Below are 22,334 nucleotides of genomic sequence, written 5' to 3' on the forward strand. Positions count from 1 at the left end.
TGATTATTATTCACGACGAAAACAGCGACAACGACCCGGCTTGACGCCCGTCAAGCCGGCACTTCTACTACCCCTTAAAATTTGTAGCCAGCCTTGGCGATGATCTGGCGCGGCGGACCATAGAAACCGTCGAGGATAAACACGGCCGGAATGTTGTAGCCATCCGTGCGGTAGCGCTTATTCCCCAGGTTGCTGCCATGCAAGCTGAAGGTCCAGTTCTTCGGCGCTTCCCACACGACGCCGGCCGTCCAGATGCTGTAGCCGCCCTGCGCCAGGGTTTCGCTCAAGTCCGTCGTCGGATACACCTTGCTGCGGTAGCCATAGCCGAGCATGCTGCGCAAGGCGCCGCCGAACACGTCGCGGTCCGTGCGCGTCACATTCAGGCCCACTTGCCGGGCTGGCGTATTGCTGAACTTTTGCGTATCCGCAATGTTCTTGCCGCCGCTCATGAACTCGTCATAGTTGGCATCGAGCAAGGCGAGGAAACCGTTGACTTCCCACTGACGGTTGGGCCGCCACGAAAACTCGAACTCCGCACCCTTGACGGTCCCCTTGCCCGCATTCGTGAAGTCGCCATAGAAGCCTGGCACGCCGCCCGGCTGCACATAGCTGGTGAAGACGGACAATTGAATATCCTTGTAGCGGTTGTAGAACAGGGCCACGTTGGCGTCGAAGGTGTCGTCCGGCGCCGCATACTTCATGCCCACTTCCAGCGCGTCGAGTTTTTCATCCTTGTAGGGCCGCGCGGAATCGGGCACCACCAGGTTGTTGGCGCGCACGTTGTAGCCGCCGGACTTGAAGCCGCGCGACAGGTTGCTGTAGAAATTCGTCGTCTTCGACGCTTCATAGCGCACGGAAATTTTCGGCGAGGTATTGCTCACCGACAAGGACTTGTCGAAGTCGGCCGCCGTCTGGATGGGCCGCGTAAAGCCCACATCGGCAAAAGCGCGGTTGAGCACGATGGCGCGCTTTTCCTCGCGCGTGTGGCGCAAGCCCGCATTGATGCTCCACACCTTGCCCAACGGCCAGGTCCAGTCCGTGTACAGCGCCGTGCTGTCCGTCTCCACCGTGCTGACGGCGGCCGTGAACTGGCGCCCCAGGAAGTTGTTGTAGATGCCGCCGCCGGCCGTGCCTTCGAAGCGGTACAGGCCGATCACGCCGGCGCCATAGTCGCCGCTGTATGACGCCTGCAATTCCAGGCTTTTCTGTTCGTCGCGCGAATCGCCGAAGACGTCGGCAATCGGTTGCGGCAAGCCGTCGAAGTCGATGGTTTGCTCGGACGTGCTGCGCCGCTTGGCGCCGATCACTTTCACGGACCAGTCGTTCGACAAGGTGTAGTTGGCCACCAGCGAGCCGCCCCGGTTATGCGTAAAGTTGTTGCCCGGCATGCCGCTCTGGATATCGTAGGCGCTGGTGCTGGCGGGACGCTTGAACGGGTCGAAGGCGCTCACGCCCATGCGCTGGAAACCGCGCACGCCCGATTTGTCGTCCGTGGCGTCCAGGCTCAGCACGACGGTGAGCGGTATGTCCTGCGGAAAATAGCCGACGGACAGGCGCGCGGCCGTGCTGTCCTGGTCGCTGACCTGTTCGCCGTTAAACGTGTTGCGGCCGAAACCGTCGCGGTCCAGCTTGGCAGCGGCCAGGCGCGCGCGCCAGGTGCCGCTCTCGTTGGCCAGGTTGAAGGCGGCCTTGAAGTTGCGCTGGTTGTAATTACCGAGGCCCACTTCCGCCGAGGCACCGTTTTCCTTCGCCAGGGGGCGCGAAATGTACTTGATGGCGCCGCCGATGGTGTTCTTGCCGTACAAGGTGCCTTGCGGGCCGCGCAGCACTTCGATGCGCTGCACGTCGAATACGTCGAGCAAGGCGCCTTGCGGACGGGCCATGTAGACGTCGTCAAAATAAATGCCCACGCCCGGGTCCACGCCCCAGACGGGGTCGGCCTGGCCCACGCCGCGGATAAACGCGGTCAGGGTGGTATTCGTGCCGCGCGAGGCGTACACGGTCAGGTTCGGCACGCGCTCCTGCAAGTCGGCCAGGTTCTGGATATTCGCCCGCTCCAGGGCCTTGGCGGAAAACGCCGTGACGGCCAGCGGCACGTCCTGCAGCCGTTCTTCGCGGCGGCGGGCAGAAACGGTAACAGTTTCCATGCGTTCTTTTGCGTCGCTGGCTTCGCTGGCTTCCTGGGCGCTGACAGCAGTAGCCGGACTGGCCTCCTGCGCCTGGGCCTGGGTGGCAAACGCGCCGGCAACGGCGAGGGCGGCGGGCATTAATTTCAAAGCAAGTTTCATAGCGTCTCCAATGTCAGGCTTGCTTACCACCAGGGAAGACGGCCGGTTTGCAGAATCGCAAGACGTCACGGTACCCGCGCGCGTGAAGCGAGCACCTGCCCTGCGATGACTGTTTCCCGGACCCTGCCCGTGCGGCGAGTGGCCTGTTTATTTTGAATGTGTGGCGAGGAAGGACTGCAACAAGGTATTCACACGCTGCGCCTGGTCCAGGGGCGTGGCATGGCGCGAGTTCGCGATGATCTCGATCTCGCACTGCTGAAACTGTGCGGCAAAGGCCCGCTTGCTGGCGACGGGCGTGTAATCCTGATCGGCCGCCATGATAAAGACGGGCATGGCCAGGGCCTGGAAATGGATGTCGATATCCCAGTGAAAGATGGCGTCCAGCGCGGCCAGGTAGGCGCGCTTGTCCATGCCCGCCATCTGCGTGGCGAAGCGCTCGACCAAAGGCTGCTGTGGCGGATCGGGAAACAGTTTCTTGCCGATGATCTTGCCCATGGCTTTCAGGCCGAAGGTGGCGATCACGGTGCGCCGCAGCCAGTAGGCAAACAGCAAGGACGCGGGCTTGCGGCCCTGGAACGGTTGCGAGTTGATCAGGCACAAACTGGCCACCCGGCCAGGGGCGCGGTTGGCCATTTCCAGGCCCACCATGCCGCCCAGGGAAAAGCCGACGATGTGTGCGCGCGGCACGTCGAGCTGGTCCATCAAATTGAAAAGGTCGTTGGCGAAGTCGCCTATCTGCCAGTCGCCGTGTGGCGCGGGACTGGCGCCATGACCGCGCATGTCGGGCACGATCAGGCGGTAGCTGCTGCCGAGGGCATCGATTTGCGGGCGCCAGTCCTCGGCGCAGGAACCGAGGCCGTGCAACAGGAAAATAGGCTCTGACTGCGCGGGCTCGCCCTGCTCCCTGCCCAGGTCGAGGTAATGCAATGGAACATCGGATGTCGTGTGACGCCGCATTCTGTCTCCTTGCTGTTGAACATGCTTTGTGTTCAGGTGCAGGAATATGTTTTCCTGCTGTTGGAAAACATAATACGGAATCCGAATTCCGATTTCAAGTTAAATCGCGAAATATCTCAAGTCAGGTAATTTAAAGCAACACGCACCAGCTCATCCTCGAGCGCCGCGCCCGATAAAAAGGATAGTGAACCCGTCAAGGTATGCTGGTTCAGGATGCCCAGCAACACGGGCGGCACGACCATCATCGCCTGCGTGGGGTTCGGGTGGCGGATGCTGGAGGACTTGCTGGCCAGCACGGCAACCGTGCGTTGCGAGATCAGATGATTGATCTGGTGCACCCTGTCGCGAAATTGCGCATCCTGCGACGCGCGCGTGATCAGGGCGCGCAGCACGCCGCGCCGGCCCAGGTTGACGGCCACGAACATGGCCACCATGGCGCGGATGAACTCTTCCAGGCTGCGCCCTTCCCACTGGCGCAGCTCCGTCAGGGTTTCGACTTTTTCCACCATGTCGGAAAAAAAGCGCTGCAGCAGCAAGCGGCTCAGGGTGTCCTTGTCGCCCAATAAACGGTAAAACGTGCCCACCGAGGTTTCCGCCAGTTTGGCCAGGTCGGCCACGCCGATTTCATCGAAACGGTTTTCCGCCAGCAACTGTTCACCCACCAGCAGCAGGCGCTCGAACGCCTGCTTGCTGCGCGCCTGGGTGGGCTCGGGTGGAACGATCATCTGCGGAAAGGGCATCGGGAAGGAAGGCATGCGGCGTCGGCGTCTCTCGATAGTGGAACCACGGTTCCGTTATGGGAGCACGTATTGTAACGCGGGAGACGGCCGATGGGGAGCGCCGCGTGGCGTTCTGGCGTGTGCTACCTGCCCTGCCACTCCATGTAGACGTCGGCGCGCTGGTAATGCGCGTCGCCGGCGGGCCGCGCCACGTGCGTAAAACCGCTGCTTTCATACAGGCGGATGGCGGGCGCCAGCTTGCTGTTTGACTCCAGGAACAGCAGTTGCGCGCCGCTGGCCTCGAAGGCGTCGAAAGCCCGTTCGATCAGCCGGCGCGCAATGCCCAGGCCCTGGCATTCGGGCGTGACGGCCATCTTCGACAGTTCGATGCTGGCCTCTCCGGCACGGATCAGGGCACACGTGCCGACGATCTTGCCGTCCAGGCGCGCCAGGAAAATCTGCCCGCCATCGTCGAGGATCGAGCGTTGCGGATCGGACAGCACCTTGTCGTCGAGCGCCTCGACATAAAAGTAGCGTTCCAGCCAGGCGATATTCAGGCGCTTGAAGTCGGCCGCGTACTGGGCGTCGTACGCGATGATCTCCACGGCCGCCCGCTCGCGCTGGCGCCGGCAGGCGGCGATCGTCTCGCCGAAACCCTGCGCCTGCAAGCGCGCTTCGGCCCGGTCCAAACTGGCCATCAGCTGCGGCGTACCCTGTTCGAACACGGCGTCAACGGCGGCGCGCACGTCATCCCACAGGGGCGCCATGCTGCGCAGCAAGGCTTGCCCGGCGTCGGACAGCGCCAGCAGCCGGCGGCGCTCATCCTTGGCGTCCGGCAGCTCCGCCACCACGCCAGCGTCGAGCAGCTTGCGTCCCAGCTGCACCACCACCGGATGCGTCTGCCCTATCTGCGCGGCCAGGACCGTGATAGACGTGGGACCATTGTCGCGCAGCAGCAATAACAAGGGGAAACAACGCGACGTCAGCTCGACGCCGGCCGCCAGATAACTGGTATCGACGCCCGCATACAATTGATCGGAAAGACGGCGCAGGCGGCTGGCCAGCATCAGCGAGCCATAGGTTTGCAAATTGGAAGACATGTTGAAAGGATATATGTAAGTAGTTACGTATACCCTAACGTAAACGGACTTTCGGCGTCAAGCGTCAGCGTTTGTTGATCGCTTCTTCATCGCTTATTCATCATCATCGGCCAGCGCCGCCTGCAGCCTGGCCTGAAACACGGTCTCGACCACCTCCCCCAGGCCCGGCCACACCTGTGTCAGCCAGCGCTTGCCGTCCTCGCTCACCTCCACATACGGCGCGTCGCGCGTGGCGCAGGCCCGGCCGATCGCGATGACTTGCTCCACATCCTCCAGGCCGCCGGCGATCATGGCGTCGATGGGCAGGGCGATCAGCCCGGCGGTCAGATGCGGACGCAGCAGGCAGGCTGGGGCGATGATGGCGAACGATGCTTCCACGTAACTCCAGCAGTTGGTGGGCCAGTGGGCAGCCTTGACGGCATCGAGGAAGGCCGCGTCGCTGTAGGCATCCGGCTGGGCTTGCGCTTGCGCATACAAGGCGGCCAGGGCGACGAGTTGGGGCGGGGAAGTCCAGGTGGGCATCAATCATGATCCAGGCAAAGCCGCGCCAGGCTGGCGGCAAAGGCGGACTGTAGCATGTTCAATCAGCACGCTGAAACACCAATGGCCGGGCATAATCATGGCCGACGCCACTCTCGCCAGCCACAGCCATGCCGACAGCCTTCGAACTCTGGAAAACCGAACTCTTAATTGTGGGCAATATCGTTCAGGATAACGACCGCACCACGCCGCCCGATGAAGCCCAGCGGCGCTTCCAGCGCTACTGCGCCATGCTCGATGCGCTGACGGGCACGGAAGGCGCGCACTACGCGCTGGCGATTGTGCAATCCGTACAGGCCGAGCACGATTACGGCGCCTACCAGACGGCCAACCGCGCCGCCTGGCGTTTCGGCGAGACGGCGTATTGCACCGCCCTGCTGCACGAACTGCCGCGCCTGATCGCCACCCTGCCCGACTGGGCGGGTGACTTTCTCGTCGGTATCGCCAACGGCGCCGGCACGCCCAACGCCTCGGCCATCACCTGCTTCAACACCCTGCTGGCCGCCGCGCCGCCCGCGCAGCAAGCGCTGATCGCGGCATTTATTGCCACGGAAGAAGACGATGGCTGGTTCGAGCATTGCCCGGGCGTGCTGGGACATCCGTAAGGGCCGCCTGCCTTTCCCCCTGTTCATATAACTACTTGAGGAATATCCATGTCGGTCTACGCCATCACCATCCCCTGCTTTGCACAGATGCTGCGCTCCCTGACGACGCTGTTAACTAAAGGCGAAGAACGCGCCCAGGCGCTGGGTTTCGATCCGCAAAACCTGCTCGATGCGCGCCTGGCGCCCGACATGCACACCCTGGCGCGGCAGGTGGAATTCACGTGCACGCAGGCGCAGGAAGCCGTGTGCCGGCTGACGCGGCAGGCGCTGCCCCGGCTCGCCACGCCCGCCAGCATGCCGGAAGCCAAGGCGCTGATCGCGCACACGCTGGACTTGCTGGCCGCCGCGGACCGCAGCGCAATCGACGACAGTGCCCAGCAGCAAGTGTCGATCACCCTGGCCGGTGGCTTGAGCTTCGACATGACGGGCCTGGAATACGCGCTCAACTGGGCCACGCCGCAATTCTATTTTCACCTGGTGACGGCGTACAACATCCTGCGCCATAACGGCGTGCCGCTCGGCAAGGCCGAGTACGTACAACATATGTTTGCCTATGCACGCCAGGCATAACGACCAGGGCGCCGCTGCCGGCGAGCGCTACGCGGGCGTGATGCCTGGCCAGGACGGTGCCGCCGGCTACCAGCTATTCCTGCTGCCCGGCGAGGCTGATGCCCTGCCCTGGCAAGCCGCGCTGGACTGGGCCGCGGCGCGCGGCGCCTGCCTGCCGACGCGCAGCGAGCTGGCCTTGCTCCACGCCAACCTGGGCCACGCTTTCCCGGATGCGTGGTACTGGTCGTCGGAAGCGGACGCCATCCTGCCCCGCATGGCCTGGAGCCACGATTTCGACAACGGCACCCAGTACAACTATCGCAAGACTTATTCCGGCCGCGCCTGCGCCGTGCGCCGGGCCGAATTGCCGGCCTCGGCCGCCGCGCCCGTCCCCCTGCAGCAGGGCGAACGCTACGCCGGCCTGATCCTCGGTACGGATGGCGCGCCCGATTACCACCTGGTGCTGCTGCCGGACGAGTGCGAGCTGGAGAACCATTCCTGGCAAGCCGCATCCAACTGGGCCGCCAGCCTGGGCCACAGCTTGCCGGATCGGCGCGAGCAGACCTTGCTGTATGCGACCTTGAAAGAGGCGTTCCGGCCGAACTGGCACTGGTCAAGCGAGCCGGGCGACATCGGGGGCGAAGCCTGGTGCAAGGATTTTGATACGGGCGTCGCCTATCAGAACGCGCGCGAATTTGACGGCTACGCACGCTGCGTGCGCCGGGTGCTTGCTTAGTGCTTGTATAGTGCGCGTTTGCTCAGGCGAGCGTTCCCCAATCATCAAGGAAACCCATGCTGTTATCACTCGACGATCCCATCTGGCCCACCCTGGAAGGCGGCTACCGCACGCCCTATGACGTGGCCGGGGCGCTCAAGGCCATGCAGGCAGGCGAAGACGTCTGGCATGAGCTGTGGGAAGAGCTGCACCACCAGGGCGACGTGGGCGTCGCCTCGTATGCGGCCGTGCCCCAGCTCGTCCACCTGCTGGGCAACGCACCATCGCGCGAGGAAGATTTCTATGCGCTCATCGCCCTGATCGAGCTGGAACGCCACCGCAAGCATAATCCGCCGCTGCCGGACTGGCTGGCCGCCAGCTACCAGGCGGCCTGGGCGCAGCTGCCCGCCATCGCCGCGCGCGACCTGCAGGGCCAGCTGGACCCCGTCATGCTCGAATCCGTGTTCGCCGTGCTGGCCCTGGCCAAGGGCCAGCTGCGGCTGGGCGCGCTGCTGCTGCACATGGACTCGTCCGAAGCGGATGAGTGGCTGGAAGAGCGTCTCGGCTGGAGCGAAGTCTATGGCGCAGACGCCTAGGGGTTAAAAACGCTCGTCGTGCAGCGCCGGCAGCACCAGTTCGCGCACGAACGAGGCATTCGACAGGTTCAGCAGCGTGCGCACGACGGCAACGACGTCATGCACGGGGATCAGCTCGCCTTCGCCCCGCGCGGCGGCGTCCGCCAGCGGCACGGACAAGCCATCGTAGGTATTCAGATAACCGAGCTGCAGCGCCGTCACGGCCAGCCCCTGTGCGCGGAATCCTTCGCGCAAGGCATCGGCGATGCCGTTCAGGGCGAATTTCGAGGCGCTGAACGTCACTTCCGGGCGGCCGCTCTGGCGCAGGCCGGACGTCGAGCCCGTGAGGATCAGTTGCGGCTTGTTGCTGTTGAGTAAGCGCGGCACCAGACGCTTGAGCAGCAAAATGGTCGACGTGATGTTGGTATTGACCATGTCGACGATGGTGTCGTCCGCATCACCGAGGAAGGCGTAGTCATCGCTGAAGGCCTTTTCTTCCCATATGCCCAGGTTGTAGATCACCGCGTCCAGCGCGGCGGGCGCTTCGCGGGCGATGCGTTCGACGGCCTCCGCGGGTACGGCCAGGTCCGCCGCGATCCATTGCAGCCGTGTACCTGGGCCGGCAGGCAAGTCGGCGGGTTGCTGGCGCGATACGCCGATGACGGCATGCCCGTCAGCGAGCAAACCGTCCACCAGCGCGCGTCCCAGGCCCCGGCTGGCGCCCACGATCATGATGTGCATACTGTGTCCTTTCCAATGAAGTCAACGCGGATGATAGCGGCGTTGTATTAAGCACAGCTGAGGCTGATCCCCGTACGCGCCGCGTTTACTCGCGCGGCGGAAATGCGTATGCTAGATCTGGCAATCTCCGATAACACACAAGAACGAGACACATGCCTACATCCAACACCGCCGCCATCCACGCCGCAAGCCGTCCCCTCACCCAGCAAGACTACAAGACCCTGTCGCTGGCCGCCCTCGGCGGCGCGCTGGAATTCTACGATTTCATCATCTTCGTCTTCTTTGCCAACGCCATCGGGCAATTGTTCTTCCCGCCGGAAATGCCGGACTGGCTGCGCTTGCTGCAAACCTTCGGCATCTTTGCCGCCGGCTACGTCGTGCGTCCGCTGGGCGGCATCGTCATGGCCCACTTCGGCGACTTGCTGGGCCGCAAGCGCATGTTTACCCTCTCCATCCTGATGATGGCCGTGCCGACCCTGCTGATCGGCCTGCTGCCCACCTACGCCAGCATCGGCCTGGCCGCCCCGCTGCTGCTGCTCTTGATGCGCATCTTCCAGGGCGCGGCCGTGGGCGGCGAAGTACCGGGCGCCTGGGTGTTTGTCTCCGAACACGTACCGAGCCGTTTCACGGGCTTTGCCTGCGGCGTGCTGACGGCCGGCCTGACGGTGGGCATCCTGCTCGGCTCGCTCGTCGCGACGGGCCTCAACACCGTCTACACGCCGGCAGAAATCGCCGACGGCGCCTGGCGCTATCCGTTCTTGCTGGGCGGCATCTTCGGCTTCGGCGCCATGTATCTGCGCCGCTGGCTGCATGAAACCCCCGTCTTTGCGGAAATGCAGCAGCGCAAGGCGCTGGCGACGGAAATGCCCCTGAAATCCGTGCTGCGCAGCCACCGCGGCGCCGTCGTCGTGTCGATGCTGCTGACGTGGATGCTGTCGGCCGGCATCGTCGTCGTCATCCTGATGACGCCTGCCCTGCTGCAAAAGATCCACCACATCGCGCCGCGCACCACGCTGGTGGCCAATACCGTGGCGACCCTGTGCCTAGCCTTCGGCTGCATCATCGCCGGCATGCTGGCCGACCGCCTGGGCGGCAAGCGCGTGATCTTCACCGGCTCCGTGCTGCTGGCCATCAGTACCTATATCTTCTACACGACCGTCGGCACCCGCCCCGACCTGCTGCTGCCCCTGTACGCGATGACGGGCCTGTTCGTCGGCGTCGTCGGCGCCGTGCCCTACGTGCTGGTGCAGGCGTTCCCGGCGCAGGTGCGCTTCTCGGGACTGTCGTTTTCCTACAACTTGTCGTACGCGATTTTCGGCGGCCTGACGCCCGTGGTCGTGACCCTGATGCTGAAGAACAATGTGCTGGGCCCCGCCTATTACGTGATCGGCGTGTGCGTGGTGGGCATGCTGACGGCGCTGTTCATCAAGGATCAGCGGCAGACGGTGGGACGCTAGATTCGCGCCCTGCGGCAATCACCGCAACACTATTTCCCCAGGCAGGCGCCAGGTGCGCCTGCCATCATTTCCAGGCTACAGACATGCATGCCCACCGTCCCGCACTGATCATCATCGACATGCAACAAGGCATGGCCAGCCCTGCCGCCGGAAGCCGCAACAATCCCGCCGCGGAACGCCAGATCGCCACCTTGCTGCAAGCCTGGCGCGCAGCGGACGCCACCGTCGTGCATGTGCGCCACATTTCCAGAACGCCAGGCTCGCCCTTCTGGCCCGGCCAGTCCGGCGTGGAATTCCAGACAGCGCTGGCGCCGTTACCGGAAGAGCATGTCGTGGAGAAAAATGTGCCAGATGCCTTCATCCACTCGGGACTGGAACGCTGGCTGCGCGTGCGCAGCATCAGCAAGCTGGTCATAGTGGGCGTCAGCACCAACAATTCCGTGGAATCGAGCGCGCGCACGGCGGGTAATCTGGGCTTTGCCACGCAGGTGGTCGCCGATGCGTGTTTTGCGTTTGCTCAAGTCGATTATGCGGGCACGCCAAGAACGGCGGACGAGGTGCATGCGATGGCGCTGGCCAATTTGCACGGCGAGTATGCGCAAGTGGTGACGACGGCGCAGGTGCTCGATGCGCTGTCCCGCCCTGCTCCTGCGCCAGGACGGCAGCTTGTCCGCTAAGCTGTAGCTGGCACGCGACACTTGCACTGAAAAGCAATGGCGCAGTGCCCTTTCCACATTGCAAACAGGCATAAACAAGCCACAGCCACCTTCGGGTGGTTTTTTTTCGCCCCGATTTGCCGCGCTGCACCAAATTCTGAAAAGACGTTTCACATCGCGGAATTCCGAACAGCAGACTCATCAATAAATCCTCTCACTTTTTGAAAATTCATTTCATATCCTGAAAAACCATAATTAAGCCATTGAAAAACAAAGACTTAATTTAAGTTATATGTCTTATATAAGACTTGAAGATCGGCGCGAATCGGCCTACTATTTAGTCATGCAGTTTGCTTCGACAAGACGTTGTGGCGCACTCGGCGATTTTCTCAAACATAGCTTTTCTTTTTAGGAGATTCACATGTCCCAATATCAAGACGACATCAAGGCTGTTGCTGGTTTGAAAGACCAACAAGGCAGCGCCTGGAACGCCATCAATCCCGAGTCCGCCGCCCGCATGCGCGCCCAGAACAAGTTCAAGACCGGCCTGGACATCGCCAAGTACACGGCGAAGATCATGCGCAACGACATGGCTGCCTACGATGCAGACCCATCGAAATACACCCAGTCGCTCGGCTGCTGGCATGGCTTCATCGGTCAACAGAAGATGATCTCGATCAAGAAACACTTCAACAGCACCGACCGCCGCTACCTCTACCTGTCCGGCTGGATGGTCGCCGCCCTGCGCTCCGAGTTCGGCCCGCTGCCAGACCAATCGATGCATGAAAAGACCGCCGTCTCGGCGCTGATCAAGGAACTGTACACCTTCCTGCGCCAGGCCGATGCCCGCGAACTGGGCGGCCTGTTCCGCCAGCTGGACGCGGCCCAAGGTGCTGAAAAGCAAGCCATCCAGGCCAAGATCGACGGCCACGTGACCCACGTCGTGCCCATCATCGCCGACATCGACGCCGGTTTCGGCAATGCCGAAGCAACGTACCTGCTGGCGAAACAGTTCATCGAAGCGGGCGCCTGCTGCATCCAGATCGAAAACCAGGTGTCCGACGAGAAACAATGCGGCCACCAGGACGGTAAAGTCACGGTGCCGCACGAAGACTTCCTGGCGAAGATCCGCGCCATCCGCTACGCCTTCCTGGAACTGGGCGTGGACGACGGCATCATCGTCGCCCGCACGGACTCCCTGGGCGCCGGCCTGACCAAGCAGATCGCCGTCACCAATGAACCAGGCGACCTGGGCGACCAATACAATTCCTTCCTCGACTGCGAAGAAGTGTCGGCCGACGCGCTGGGCAATGGCGACGTCATCATCAAGCGCGAAGGCAAGCTGCTGCGTCCAAAACGCCTGCCAAGCAACCTGTTCCAGTTCCGCGCCGGTTCCGGCGAAGAGCGTTGCGTGCTCGATTGCATCACCTCGCTGCAAAACGGCGCCGACCTGCTGTGGATCGAAACGGAAAAACCGCATATCGCGCAAATCGGCGGTATGGTCAGCGAAATCCGCAAGGTCATCCCGAACGCCAAGCTGGTGTACAACAACAGCCCGTCGTTCAACTGGACCCTGAACTTCCGCCAGCAAATCTTCGATGCGATGAAAGCGGCAGGCAAGGACGTGTCCGCCTACGAACGCGCCCAGCTGATGAGCGTGGAATACGACCAGACGGAACTGGCGATCGCCGCCGACGAGAAGATCCGCACCTTCCAGGCCGACTCGGCCCGCGAAGCGGGCATCTTCCACCACCTGATCACCCTGCCGACCTACCACACGGCAGCCTTGTCGACCGACAATCTGGCCAAGGAATACTTCGGTGACCAGGGCATGCTGGGCTACGTGGCCGGCGTGCAGCGCAAGGAAATCCGCCAGGGCATCGCCTGCGTGAAACATCAAAACATGTCCGGCTCGGACATCGGCGACGATCACAAGGATTACTTCAGCGGCGAAGCGGCGCTCAAGGCGGCCGGTAAAGACAACACCATGAACCAGTTCTGAGCTTTTGGCTTGACTGTAGAGTGACAAGGCCCGCTTCGGCGGGCTTTTTTGCGTCTGGGCCGCTGGCGGGCGGCAGTTGCGTAGGTCGGCTTAGCGGAACGCGTAAGCCGACATGCACAGCTACAGGCACTGATTGCAGCGGCCTGCGATTCACCCAGCAATACCGCTGATACCAATTCACTTACCGGCAATCGATATCGATCTCGTTCTGCCCGGCCTTGCGGCCTTTCCTGTAGGTGAACTCGCACAGGCTGTCCCATATACAGGGCCGCGTGATTGCCTTGTTGATGATTCGCATACTTGCCATTGACGAATGTCGCAATGGCCGTGCCTTTGCGCAGCAAACGATTTCCCAGCACTGCCTCCCCCTGCTTCCAGGCCAGGGTGGCTGGGGCGCCTGCGTAATGGCGGACCAGCGCGACGCATTGGTGGTTGTCGACCATGGCGGTTTTTCCAGGGCGTCGACTTTGGTGTAGGCATAGGGCACGGGACTCTCCGGGGGTGGTGGGAGAGGCTTACGATACATGCGGGAAACTGTGCGGGCTTTGAGGAGCAGCAAGATTTGAGGCAGGGAGTCGGTTACTTCGTGTGATGGGTCAATAAGCTCTGAGACAGGCTCGTCATTCAAAGTGACACAGCTTTATGCAGAAACGGCATCTAAATAACGGGGCAAGAAACAAGATTAAGCAGATATTGTTAGGTAACGCGTTAGATAAAAAGCTAAGGTTGTATCCGAATGGCAGAAGTATCACCATGCACGCCGTCGCTGTATTGCAGCCAGTTCCTGCATTTCCTCTATTTGACGATGGCCAAGCCTTAAAAAAAATTCTTGATCATTTATTTCTCCGCAAAGTCTGGTCTGGCGCAGCCGAAGATTCGGTGGAAATCGGGGGATTGCTTGCCTGCCCGGAAGGAATGTATTGGGACGCTGCGACCGGCTGGCAGCGGGTATCCGTTATCCAATGCCCCGCCTCCCTGCTGCCGGACTGATGCAAGCGCTTGACTGAAAACTGGCCGACCCGGAAAGTATCCAGGATTTTCCCGAAATTTAACATGAAATATCGGCTTGACCGCCCTTGATTGGCTCTCATCCTTCAAGATATGATGGCAAAAAAATTAATTTTGGGAAACTTACACAATCCACCGACATTTTGCTCCCGCACGTCAAAAGCTGAAGCGACATATTTTGCAACCGAGCGAGAGTCGCTCAATCAGAAACACTCAATACAAAGGATTTTCAAGCATGGCAAATGATTTGGACGAAGTAACTGGCCCGATAAATGAGCAAGGGCGCGACATCAACGTCATCAGCAAGCAAATTTCCGTCCAAGTCGGCACCGGGTCGCTTATATTTGAAATCGCCCTGTGGGCGGTCCTTCCGCTGATCGGCGGCTTGGCGCTGCTGACCGGTGCGTTGCCGCAAACGTACAGCTTGGCACTCCTGGTGCTGGGGGCCCTGCCAGGCCTGGTCTTCCTGTTCATGAAGATTTCCGCCCTGGCGTATCTGCGCAAGCTGCAGCAGAAAATCCAGGCCGATGCTTCACAGATAGACAATTATCTGGAACAGCGCGTCGTCGTCCTGAACAACGTGGTTGGCCTGGTCGCAAAAGCGATCGACCTCGACAAAGACGTGATGAAGTCGGTAGCGGCTTACCGGAGCGGACACAACGCCGATGCCGAACGCAATCAGGCATCCCAGAAAATCGACGGGATTTTTTCCCGCATCAGCCTGGCATGCGAAGCCTACCCGGATCTGAAGGCACAAGCCGTCATCGCCGATGCCATGCGCCAGAACAGTTATCTGCAAAAGGAAGTGACCGCCGCGCGCACGCTGTATAACGATACCGTCGGCATGTGGAACCAGGACGTCTTTGCCTGGCCGACCAAGCAAATCGTTGCGGCGCGGCAAGGTTATACCACGCGCATTCCTTTCACCGCCTCCGCTGAAACCAAGGCCGCCGCCCGGAGCGTCTTCTTTTGATCAACGACGTCCATGAACCATTGGAGCAGTATTCTCTCCATTTCAAAAATGCTCACACCAGCAATACATCGGACTTTTTCGAAGACCTCGTGCGTCAGTCCGGCGTGGACGAGAACGCCAACATCGCGACGGTGCAGGAACTACGCGTGCTCGAAAAGCAGGCTGCGGGCGCCGGTTCCAGCAACAAATGGTGGCGTATCCTGCGCGGCGCCAGCATCGTGGCCACGCTACTGGCGGCACTCTATATCTACACCCATTACGCATGGCCATGGCTCACGGTTCCAGCGATTGCGCTTGCCGTCGCGATTCATACGCTCAACCGCATCATCAACGATTCCGACGCGCAATTAAAGCGGCTGCAGGAAGCCTGCGACGAAAAGCGTGCCGTGGCCTGGGGCCAGATGGTGCCGCTGAACCGCCTGTACGACTGGGATATCGTGGCGAAGCTGATGCAACAGACAGTGCCTCGCATCGCATTCGACCCGTATTTCAGCAACGGCCGCATGGAAGAGCTGCGCACCAGCTTTGGCTGGTATGGCAATCTTGGTGACGACCACTCGATCGTGTTCTCGCACAGCGGCGTACTGAACGGCAACCCGTTCATTCTTGCGCGCACCTTGTCACACTCGATGGGCAGCAAGACATACCATGGCTCGCTGGCTATCAGCTGGACGGAACAGTACCGCAATTCGCAAGGCAAAACGGAAACCAGAACCCGCCACGAAACTTTGCGGGCATCGATCGAACGTCCGATGCCCGAGTACGAAAACCAGACGTTTATCGTCTACGGCAACGAAGCGGCGCCGGATCTCGTGTTCAGCCGTCACCCGTCAAAACTCTCCAGTCTGGAGGACGGCTTCTTCGACAAATGGCGGAAGAATCGCGCCATCAAGAAACTGGAAGAAAAGTCGCGCGATGTCGACGAGGGGAGTACTTTTACGGTGATGGCCAACCGCGAATTCGACGCCTTGTTCGATGCCACGGACCGCAACCATGAAGTACAGTTCCGGCTATTGTTCACGCCGTTGGCGCAACAGGAAATGCTCAAGCTGCTCAAGGATAGTCAGACAGGTTTTGGCGACACATTCGTATTCGAAAAAACCCGCATGATCAACGTGCTGGAGTCGGGACATATGCGCGCGACCGATATCAGCGGCGCCCCGGAGAAATTCTTTGCCTACGAACTTGCCCAGGCGCGCCTGTTTTTCAACGCCTATCACAACGATTTCTTCAAGTCGTTCTACTTTGGGATCGCCCCGCTGCTTGCCATCCCCTTGTACCAACAGCATCGCCCGCACTCTGACATCTATCAAGACACGTATTCGCACAAACCCTGTTTCTGGGAGCATGAAGCGATTGCCAATTACCACGGCGAGGCGATGTTCAAGCATCCCGAGTGCGTCACGCGAAGTATCCTGAAGACCTCCATGCAACAGGAGGCCGACGGCTCGCAGAAAGTGCAGGTAACGGCCAGCGGCTTCCGCAGCGTCGCGCGAACCCAGTACGTCTCGGTGAGAGGCGGAGATGGCCGCTCCCATCAAGTTCCAGTGCATTGGGACGAGTACTTCGAGGTCGAGAATAGCGCCAACATGCTGGTAAAGGAAACGGCTGCGCCAGACAACACTGCGACGGATGATGTCGCGTTGCCGCCGTCGTTTTCACAGCGTGGCATCGATGCCGGGAGGACGGTGCTGCGCAGGTCGATTGTTTCGGCGGTATTGGCTGGTTAGGGCGACTTTGCGGATTACTGTGGCGGAAGTTGGGCGCAACAGAATGAAATCACAAAGCGGGGTGTCGGGTCCGCCATATGGACACGGCCTGATGCATTGGTCGCCGTAAAAGCGTGCTCAGTCGAAAACATGATTAGAGCCACGAACGCGCGCCGGAGGGGCGCGGGGCTGCCGCGCAGCGGCAGCAGTCAGTGGATTCGGAGAGGGCCGGTAGGCCCGACCCGTCGAATCCCCCGCGCATGCCCCGCAAGGGGGCGCATGGGTGTCAGGGTCAGGTCCGCTATTTGGACACGGACTGATGCATGATGCGTTGGATGCTGTAGAAGATTGCTCAGACGACGACTTGATAAGAATCACGAATGCGCACCGAGGACATGCGTTCGTTGTCCTAACTGAGCCAGCTTCTGCAGTGCTTAATGTATCAGCCCGTGTCCAAATGGCGGACCTGCCCCCGGCCCTTGACCCCAGCCCTCATAACGGCCCTCATTACGAAAAAACACCGGCATTATTACTACGAACGGAAAACAATCCGTTCTTGTACTGGCCTTAAACTCATAGTTAAAATAGATCCCCAGGATACAATAACCAAAATTAAAACAATCGTTTACTTGCTACGTCTAACAATTCTTTGGGTAGAGGTCCCAACCAAACCTCCAATAACTCTCTAGGTTCTATTTTTGATAGACCACCGGCATGCTGCCTAGAATGCTCCCCTACAGCTACCCAAGTGGATGCCTTAAGAATTTTAAAAATTTCATCTACAATAGATGGACGACTTTCAATTAACCTCATAAAATTCTGATTTGGATATAGAAGTAAATAAGTATTAGTAGCAATTGCATCTGACTTATTCAAAATAAAGCGAATTGCCGGTTTATCTCCATGTGCCCTTCCCATATAAGTACACAAAAATAGAGCAGGATCTCGACTTTCTTGCTTATACCATGGCGTCCGTCGGCTAACTAAATAGCCATCCAAAACACCTTCCTTTTTTCCTTTTTCCAAATACTTCATCATGCCAGGATATTTTAAACTTATTTCCTCCTCACTCATTGATGAATTAATAACACAAAGTTCTCGATCCAAATTTGGATAACCGTTTTTTTTACGATCAACAACATCAGAAGGTAAATTCATTGCTTTTGGCAATAACGGAGTTAAAGCTATATCCGGCAATCCTAACTTTAATGCTTTTCCACGTTCCATCACAAAAAAACCGTTTGCTCCAGTTGCAATACCGCGGCGAACAGAAAAAAGATCACCTAATCTCACATAATTTTCATCGTAATCGACTTTAGTTCTGGATTGAATATTCCACTTTACTTCTGGATTTATTCTATCTTCACCCACATTTTCAGTTTGAGTAGGCGAACTAAGGGAACCACCAAATGAAAATATTACTTTATGATTTTCTTCAGGTATTTCATTTTTAAAAAAAACAACACATGGAAGAACTTCAGCATTTTCAAATTGTGGGCTAATTGTATCGAATTGATGAATTCTGAGCAATTTAACCTTTTTTGAAAAGTAATACCTCAGAGCCTTTCCATAATCTGTCTGCATAAACTCTGAAGGTATAAGCCACGCCGCAATTGCACCTGACATCATCCACTTATGACTAAGTAAAATAAAGTAAACATATTGTCCAGATCGCGCACTAACCCTTACGCCAATATCTAAAGAAGATCGTTGGCGCAATTCATTTTTATAATCTTTCGAAATTCCTTGATGCCTCAGATACGGTGGATTTGCCAAAATTAAATTTCTTTGAGAAAGCTTATCCATATGAAGATAATCTCCCTCCAGAACTTCCATATCCTTACTTCTCCAACGCCATTTAGCAGCCTCAACCTGTTTTGGACTAATATCAATACCTATTGCAGAATGAATTGCCTCACGCCGGCCAACCTTTATTAAGGCAGAGAAAAAAGCACCAGTACCAACGGCAGGATCACCAAAATGAATTGAAGTATCTCCAAGTAACTTCAACGCATAACTTGTAATCTCTTGTGCAAGTTCAGGTGGTGTAAGGTGTATATCATACTTATCCTCTGCATAACGATCAAACCCCTCAATACTCTCTTCTTTTGGAACTTCTACCTTCTCAAACTTCCTAGAAATTGAGTGTAAATTTTTACAAATCTTAGCAACATACATCAATCTCTGTTTTTCAGTCAACGAAAATAAAAAATCCTCAGAGATATCCAATCCCGAAATTGACTTAAACAAATCAATAACTTGATTGTCATATTTTCTTTTACTTATAGTATTTTTTTTCCGCCCAAATCTAGCTTTAACTTCTATTGTTTTCAATTTCGTTCTTGGCAAATCAACTCTAAATGCCCATGAATATTTCTTCAAAATAGAAAATAATTTTCTAGCGAACTCATCTGAATTTCCATTATAAATAGTGATATGAAACTCACTTGTTGGAAAGTCAGGTTTATGTTCTAAGGCAAGTAAATCTTCAGATTGGCATCTAATAATTATCGTTCTATTTTCCTGTATAGAATCTCCTGCCAAGCCAAAAGCACCTGGTGCCAATAAGTCAATATGATCCACAGCTGTATTCAAATGTCCAGCAGGGACTGCAAGCTTATCAAAGAATCGAACTGTTACATGAGGTCGAGACTTTGACTGAGGCTCGCAAATGTTGCGCAACAATGCCAGATGAGGACCGACGATTGGATCCTCGATATATAATACGGAGACTTTAGCCACGATCGGATAACCAATTTATAAATACATAAAATTAAAAATGACATCAGTGGAAAATTAATTTAATTTAATTTAATTTTCAATATTTAATAAAATCAATTTCGCCACAATATTTACTTCAAAGAAAAATAAATGGAATTTAGATTGAAAATAACCAACAAACCAACCTAATCCACATATCTTATTAACATCAATACCTTAAACGATTTAAGCCCTGCATCACCCATACTATGGAACAACCACACTACTGGGCACAATGATATCATCTATAATAAAAATACTTGCCATGTAGATGAAAATATACCAAAATATGATCTTGGCATCTTTCTTGCGGTGATACCTTATAGTCACGCTCTAGACATCCAAAAAGACACGGTGCCATCTTCTCTAACTAAAGGGCGTAAACTATGAGTTTTACTGACATTCTTCAAAATCATGAGCCGAGCCAAAAACGAAAAAAAAATGCTCAACTCAAATTAGATAGAGCTCGACAGGCCTTTGCAGCCGATCCAGTTCTTGGTATCTCAAACGAGATATGTGTTTTTGCAGCCGGTTCGCTTGGCCGACTTGACTCTGGAAACAATTCAGACTTAGACGTGTTCGTTACAGCAATGGGTGAGCAGGTCAGTAGGCTCCAGGAAATCGAATACTTCTCATCAATTTTGCGGATTAATAAAGAGCTGGAATATCCACAATTGAGTAATGATGGTGAATTTCTAAAAATATTTCACATTCCAGCTAATCAAGATAAAATCGGATCAGCTGTTGATGATAGTGAAAATTGGTTTACGACACGAATGTTAATGCTTTTAGAAAGTAACTTCCTAAGCAATGAGGAGGCGTACCATAAACACAAAAAAACGATTCTAGAATTTTATCTAAGAGATGCAGATGGCCAAGGAAATTTTAGACCCGTTTTCCTATTAAACGACATACTTCGCTACTGGCGCACACTGTGCTTAAATTACGAACAAAAGGCCCGTGCATCCAATGCTAAATCGTGGAAGAAGAAAAATTTCAATTTGAAGTTTAGTCGATTGTTATCGGTATTTGGTACCGCGTTACCGTTAATATTGATGACAGAAGTAACAGCAGACAAAATTGAAGCATTATCTTCCATGGTCCCAATGAACCGGCTTGCGGTTGGCCTCGATAATTTAAGCGAATCTCAAGATTTACTTAATCGCTTTCCAATATTTTTAGATAATTATGAGTATTTTTTGAACATAAAGGAAACTCAAGATTTTGATAAATTAACTAATGAAATTAAAGAAGATTTACAAAAAAAAGCAAATTTCATTGCTGATTTTATTTTTGAAGCGTTGAATCACTCAACCGTTCCACAGGATTTTAAACGATATTTAGTCATTTGATATCGTTTTTTTGCAGAAATTGGTGGTAGCTGCTATGCTACCATCATCAAATTGAAGAGTCCGTTCCGGCCAACGAAGTGCGGCTAGTCGAGTACCGATTTTAGCTTCTCCTTTTCTTTCTGCCCAGCGTCCACCAACAGAAAAGTCGATGCAAAAAACATTATTTTTAGCTCCATGCCAAAAATTCCCACCAACATCTACAAAAAAATCAGGATCACCATTTTTATTTTTATTCTCTTTTAACGCGCTAAATTTTCTCCAATAGTGCCCAACGATAACTGGCGTGTCCTCTAGGTATTCATCCCACCACTTCACTCTCTCAACAAAACGCCATTTACCATTGGAGTAAAATGGGGAAATTCCTTTTTTCTCAACTCCATTTAAAAGAGCTTTCAAGGGATTCCTAGATTGTCGAACCTCCTCATATTCGGCGTGAGCTTTTAAAAAAGGAGGCTTTATTGAAAAATCACTCAGATCTCCAGCGTATTCCTCAATCTCCTCAACCATAGAAGAAAGCAGATATTGTGCCTTTCTATATCCGGAAATTTCTTTTTCTTTATAATACTCTTTAAAAGAAGATACATTCTTTTTTCGAGCAATTTCTATTTTCTCTTTTATCCAAGCAGCATGAATTACTCTTAGATCATTCCGTTCAAGCGCTATAGGTAAAGATGAAAGAAATTTCAAAATCAATGGTTTTTCATCCTCAGAAACACGCTTAAATGGAGAATATTTCTCAATATCTCTATCTGCATATTCTTCAAAAAACCAACCTGACCCATCCTTTTTTTCATTCATCAATAAATTAACTTCATGATTACCAAGAATAGCGACTGCATGCCCTCCAATAATAAGTTTTTCTATTAACCGTATTACCCCCGGGCTATCGGGACCGCGATCGCAGAAATCTCCAATGAAGACTAATTTTCTATTATCAGGATGATTTCCGTTACAGTCATATTTGAGATATTTCATGAGATCTACTAATGCATCAAATTCGCCATGAATATCACCAATTATATCTAACGCTCCAGAGGGAAGTTGACTGATTAAACTCATATTTTATTAAAATTTCAGAAAATTAGGTACTATTTAATCCATAGCATGATCATACACGAATGCTACGAAGACATTCGCATATGAAATGCCTATATACCTAAATTATAGTTGTTATTAAGGTACGATTTATGGCGTATTGCACTGCGAGGGGAGCAGGTCTACCATTTGGATATGGACTGATACACTAGGCCGTGGAAGCTTGCTTGGTCGAAAATGTAATTAGAGCCACAGGCGCGCGGGGCTGCCGCACAGCGGCAGCAGTTGGCCGATTCGGAGAGGGCCGGGCCGATAGGCCCGACCCTTCGAATCCCCCGCGCACGCCCCGCAGGGGGCGTGCTTCTCTCCGCCGGGCACAAAAACAAAAAGGCCACCCGAAGGTGGCCTTTTGCTTTTGTGTCTATGGCGGAGAGAGGGGGATTCGAACCCCCGATAGGCTATGAACCTATACACGCTTTCCAGGCGTGCGACTTCAACCACTCATCCACCTCTCCTGCAGGCAATGCGTCTACTTGCTCGCATTGCGTACTATTTCTCGCTTGTCGCGAAGCCGCAGATTATAGCAAAGATTC

At 55.6% G+C, this 22,334-nt stretch carries 19 protein-coding genes, 1 tRNA gene and 1 pseudogene; 11 read left to right on the forward strand and 10 right to left on the reverse strand.

The genetic code is table 11. From position 1 onward, the window contains the following. Positions 1-74: 74 nt before the first annotated feature. From AC1RJW_RS13960 to AC1RJW_RS13980, 5 genes are all read right to left on the reverse strand, one after another. Positions 75-2,288 carry a TonB-dependent receptor gene (locus tag AC1RJW_RS13960; RefSeq protein WP_493045442.1) on the reverse strand — a complete coding sequence of 738 codons (2,214 nt, stop codon included), beginning with the start codon at positions 2,286-2,288 and terminating at the stop codon, positions 75-77. A gap of 147 nt (positions 2,289-2,435) precedes the next feature. Continuing rightward, positions 2,436-3,245: an alpha/beta fold hydrolase gene (locus tag AC1RJW_RS13965; RefSeq protein ID WP_493045443.1), complete on the reverse strand. Its 810-nt coding sequence runs from the start codon at positions 3,243-3,245 to the stop codon at positions 2,436-2,438. A 116-nt stretch (positions 3,246-3,361) separates the two neighbouring features. Next, the gene (locus AC1RJW_RS13970) at positions 3,362-4,000 is read right to left on the reverse strand and encodes a TetR/AcrR family transcriptional regulator (RefSeq protein WP_493045444.1); all 639 of its coding nucleotides are present in this window, start codon (positions 3,998-4,000) and stop codon (positions 3,362-3,364) included. A 107-nt stretch (positions 4,001-4,107) separates the two neighbouring features. Continuing rightward, a complete protein-coding gene (locus tag AC1RJW_RS13975; protein ID WP_493045445.1) occupies positions 4,108-5,064 on the reverse strand; it encodes a bifunctional helix-turn-helix transcriptional regulator/GNAT family N-acetyltransferase in 957 nt (318 codons plus the stop codon). A gap of 93 nt (positions 5,065-5,157) precedes the next feature. Next, positions 5,158-5,586 carry a hypothetical protein gene (locus AC1RJW_RS13980; RefSeq protein WP_493045446.1) on the reverse strand — a complete coding sequence of 143 codons (429 nt, stop codon included), beginning with the start codon at positions 5,584-5,586 and terminating at the stop codon, positions 5,158-5,160. Between the two features lie 128 nt (positions 5,587-5,714). Here AC1RJW_RS13980 and AC1RJW_RS13985 point away from each other — a divergent pair, with 128 nt between their 5' ends. The 4 genes from AC1RJW_RS13985 to AC1RJW_RS14000 are packed head-to-tail and all read left to right on the forward strand — an operon-like array spanning position 5,715 to position 8,069. Further along, complete coding sequence (locus AC1RJW_RS13985) at positions 5,715-6,209, forward strand: hypothetical protein (RefSeq protein ID WP_493045447.1); 495 nt, start codon at positions 5,715-5,717, stop codon at positions 6,207-6,209. Between the two features lie 48 nt (positions 6,210-6,257). Then, on the forward strand, positions 6,258-6,779 hold the full coding sequence (locus tag AC1RJW_RS13990) for a DUF1993 domain-containing protein (protein ID WP_493045448.1): 522 nt from the start codon (positions 6,258-6,260) through the stop codon (positions 6,777-6,779). Beyond that, complete coding sequence (locus AC1RJW_RS13995; RefSeq protein WP_493045449.1) at positions 6,763-7,494, forward strand: Lcl C-terminal domain-containing protein; 732 nt, start codon at positions 6,763-6,765, stop codon at positions 7,492-7,494. Before AC1RJW_RS13990 ends, AC1RJW_RS13995 begins: the two co-directional genes overlap by 17 nt. 56 nt (positions 7,495-7,550) lie before the next feature. Then, positions 7,551-8,069: a hypothetical protein gene (locus AC1RJW_RS14000; RefSeq protein WP_493045450.1), complete on the forward strand. Its 519-nt coding sequence runs from the start codon at positions 7,551-7,553 to the stop codon at positions 8,067-8,069. Positions 8,070-8,072: 3 nt separating this feature from the next. Here AC1RJW_RS14000 and AC1RJW_RS14005 read toward each other — a convergent pair whose 3' ends face one another. Then, positions 8,073-8,789: an SDR family oxidoreductase gene (locus AC1RJW_RS14005; protein WP_493045451.1), complete on the reverse strand. Its 717-nt coding sequence runs from the start codon at positions 8,787-8,789 to the stop codon at positions 8,073-8,075. Positions 8,790-8,941: 152 nt separating this feature from the next. Here AC1RJW_RS14005 and AC1RJW_RS14010 point away from each other — a divergent pair, with 152 nt between their 5' ends. The 3 genes from AC1RJW_RS14010 to AC1RJW_RS14020 all read left to right on the forward strand — a co-directional run bounded on the left by AC1RJW_RS14010 (position 8,942) and on the right by AC1RJW_RS14020 (position 12,904). Beyond that, positions 8,942-10,246, forward strand: a complete 1,305-nt coding sequence (locus AC1RJW_RS14010) for an MFS transporter (RefSeq protein WP_493045452.1) — start codon at positions 8,942-8,944, stop codon at positions 10,244-10,246. An 83-nt stretch (positions 10,247-10,329) separates the two neighbouring features. Further along, entirely contained in the window at positions 10,330-10,923 is a 594-nt protein-coding gene (locus AC1RJW_RS14015; protein ID WP_493045453.1) for a cysteine hydrolase family protein, read from the forward strand. 400 nt (positions 10,924-11,323) lie between these two features. Further along, the gene (locus AC1RJW_RS14020; RefSeq protein WP_493045454.1) at positions 11,324-12,904 is read left to right on the forward strand and encodes an isocitrate lyase; all 1,581 of its coding nucleotides are present in this window, start codon (positions 11,324-11,326) and stop codon (positions 12,902-12,904) included. Here AC1RJW_RS14020 and AC1RJW_RS14025 read toward each other — a convergent pair. Next, positions 12,841-13,377 (reverse strand): annotated as a pseudogene (locus AC1RJW_RS14025) (BPSL0067 family protein); the annotation flags it as partial. The gene AC1RJW_RS14020 and the pseudogene AC1RJW_RS14025 overlap by 64 nt on opposite strands. A gap of 280 nt (positions 13,378-13,657) precedes the next feature. Here AC1RJW_RS14025 and AC1RJW_RS14030 point away from each other — a divergent pair. The 3 genes from AC1RJW_RS14030 (at position 13,658) to AC1RJW_RS14040 (ending at position 16,615) form a co-directional block, all read left to right on the forward strand. After that, positions 13,658-13,894 (forward strand): hypothetical protein, encoded by a 237-nt coding sequence (locus AC1RJW_RS14030; RefSeq protein WP_493045455.1) that lies wholly within the window; start codon positions 13,658-13,660, stop codon positions 13,892-13,894. A gap of 253 nt (positions 13,895-14,147) precedes the next feature. Beyond that, a complete protein-coding gene (locus AC1RJW_RS14035) occupies positions 14,148-14,885 on the forward strand; it encodes a LemA family protein (protein ID WP_429239192.1) in 738 nt (245 codons plus the stop codon). Then, entirely contained in the window at positions 14,882-16,615 is a 1,734-nt protein-coding gene (locus AC1RJW_RS14040; RefSeq protein WP_493045456.1) for an MAG1210 family protein, read from the forward strand. The genes AC1RJW_RS14035 and AC1RJW_RS14040 overlap by 4 nt, the downstream gene beginning before the upstream one ends. 591 nt (positions 16,616-17,206) lie before the next feature. Here AC1RJW_RS14040 and AC1RJW_RS14045 read toward each other — a convergent pair. Then, entirely contained in the window at positions 17,207-19,336 is a 2,130-nt protein-coding gene (locus AC1RJW_RS14045; RefSeq protein ID WP_493045457.1) for an Eco57I restriction-modification methylase domain-containing protein, read from the reverse strand. Between the two features lie 404 nt (positions 19,337-19,740). On the opposite strand from AC1RJW_RS14045, the gene AC1RJW_RS14050 reads away from it, so the two are divergent. Continuing rightward, positions 19,741-20,706, forward strand: coding sequence for a hypothetical protein (locus tag AC1RJW_RS14050; protein WP_493045458.1), 966 nt, complete (start codon positions 19,741-19,743; stop codon positions 20,704-20,706). Here the strand turns inward: AC1RJW_RS14050 and AC1RJW_RS14055 are convergent. Beyond that, complete coding sequence (locus tag AC1RJW_RS14055) at positions 20,695-21,765, reverse strand: metallophosphoesterase (RefSeq protein ID WP_493045459.1); 1,071 nt, start codon at positions 21,763-21,765, stop codon at positions 20,695-20,697. The two genes, AC1RJW_RS14050 and AC1RJW_RS14055, sit on opposite strands and share 12 nt — an antisense overlap. Positions 21,766-22,165: 400 nt before the next feature. Continuing rightward, a tRNA-Ser gene (locus AC1RJW_RS14060) sits at positions 22,166-22,256 on the reverse strand. Positions 22,257-22,334 lie beyond the last annotated feature (78 nt).

Source organism: Janthinobacterium sp. GW822-FHT07A03, assembly GCF_058798815.1.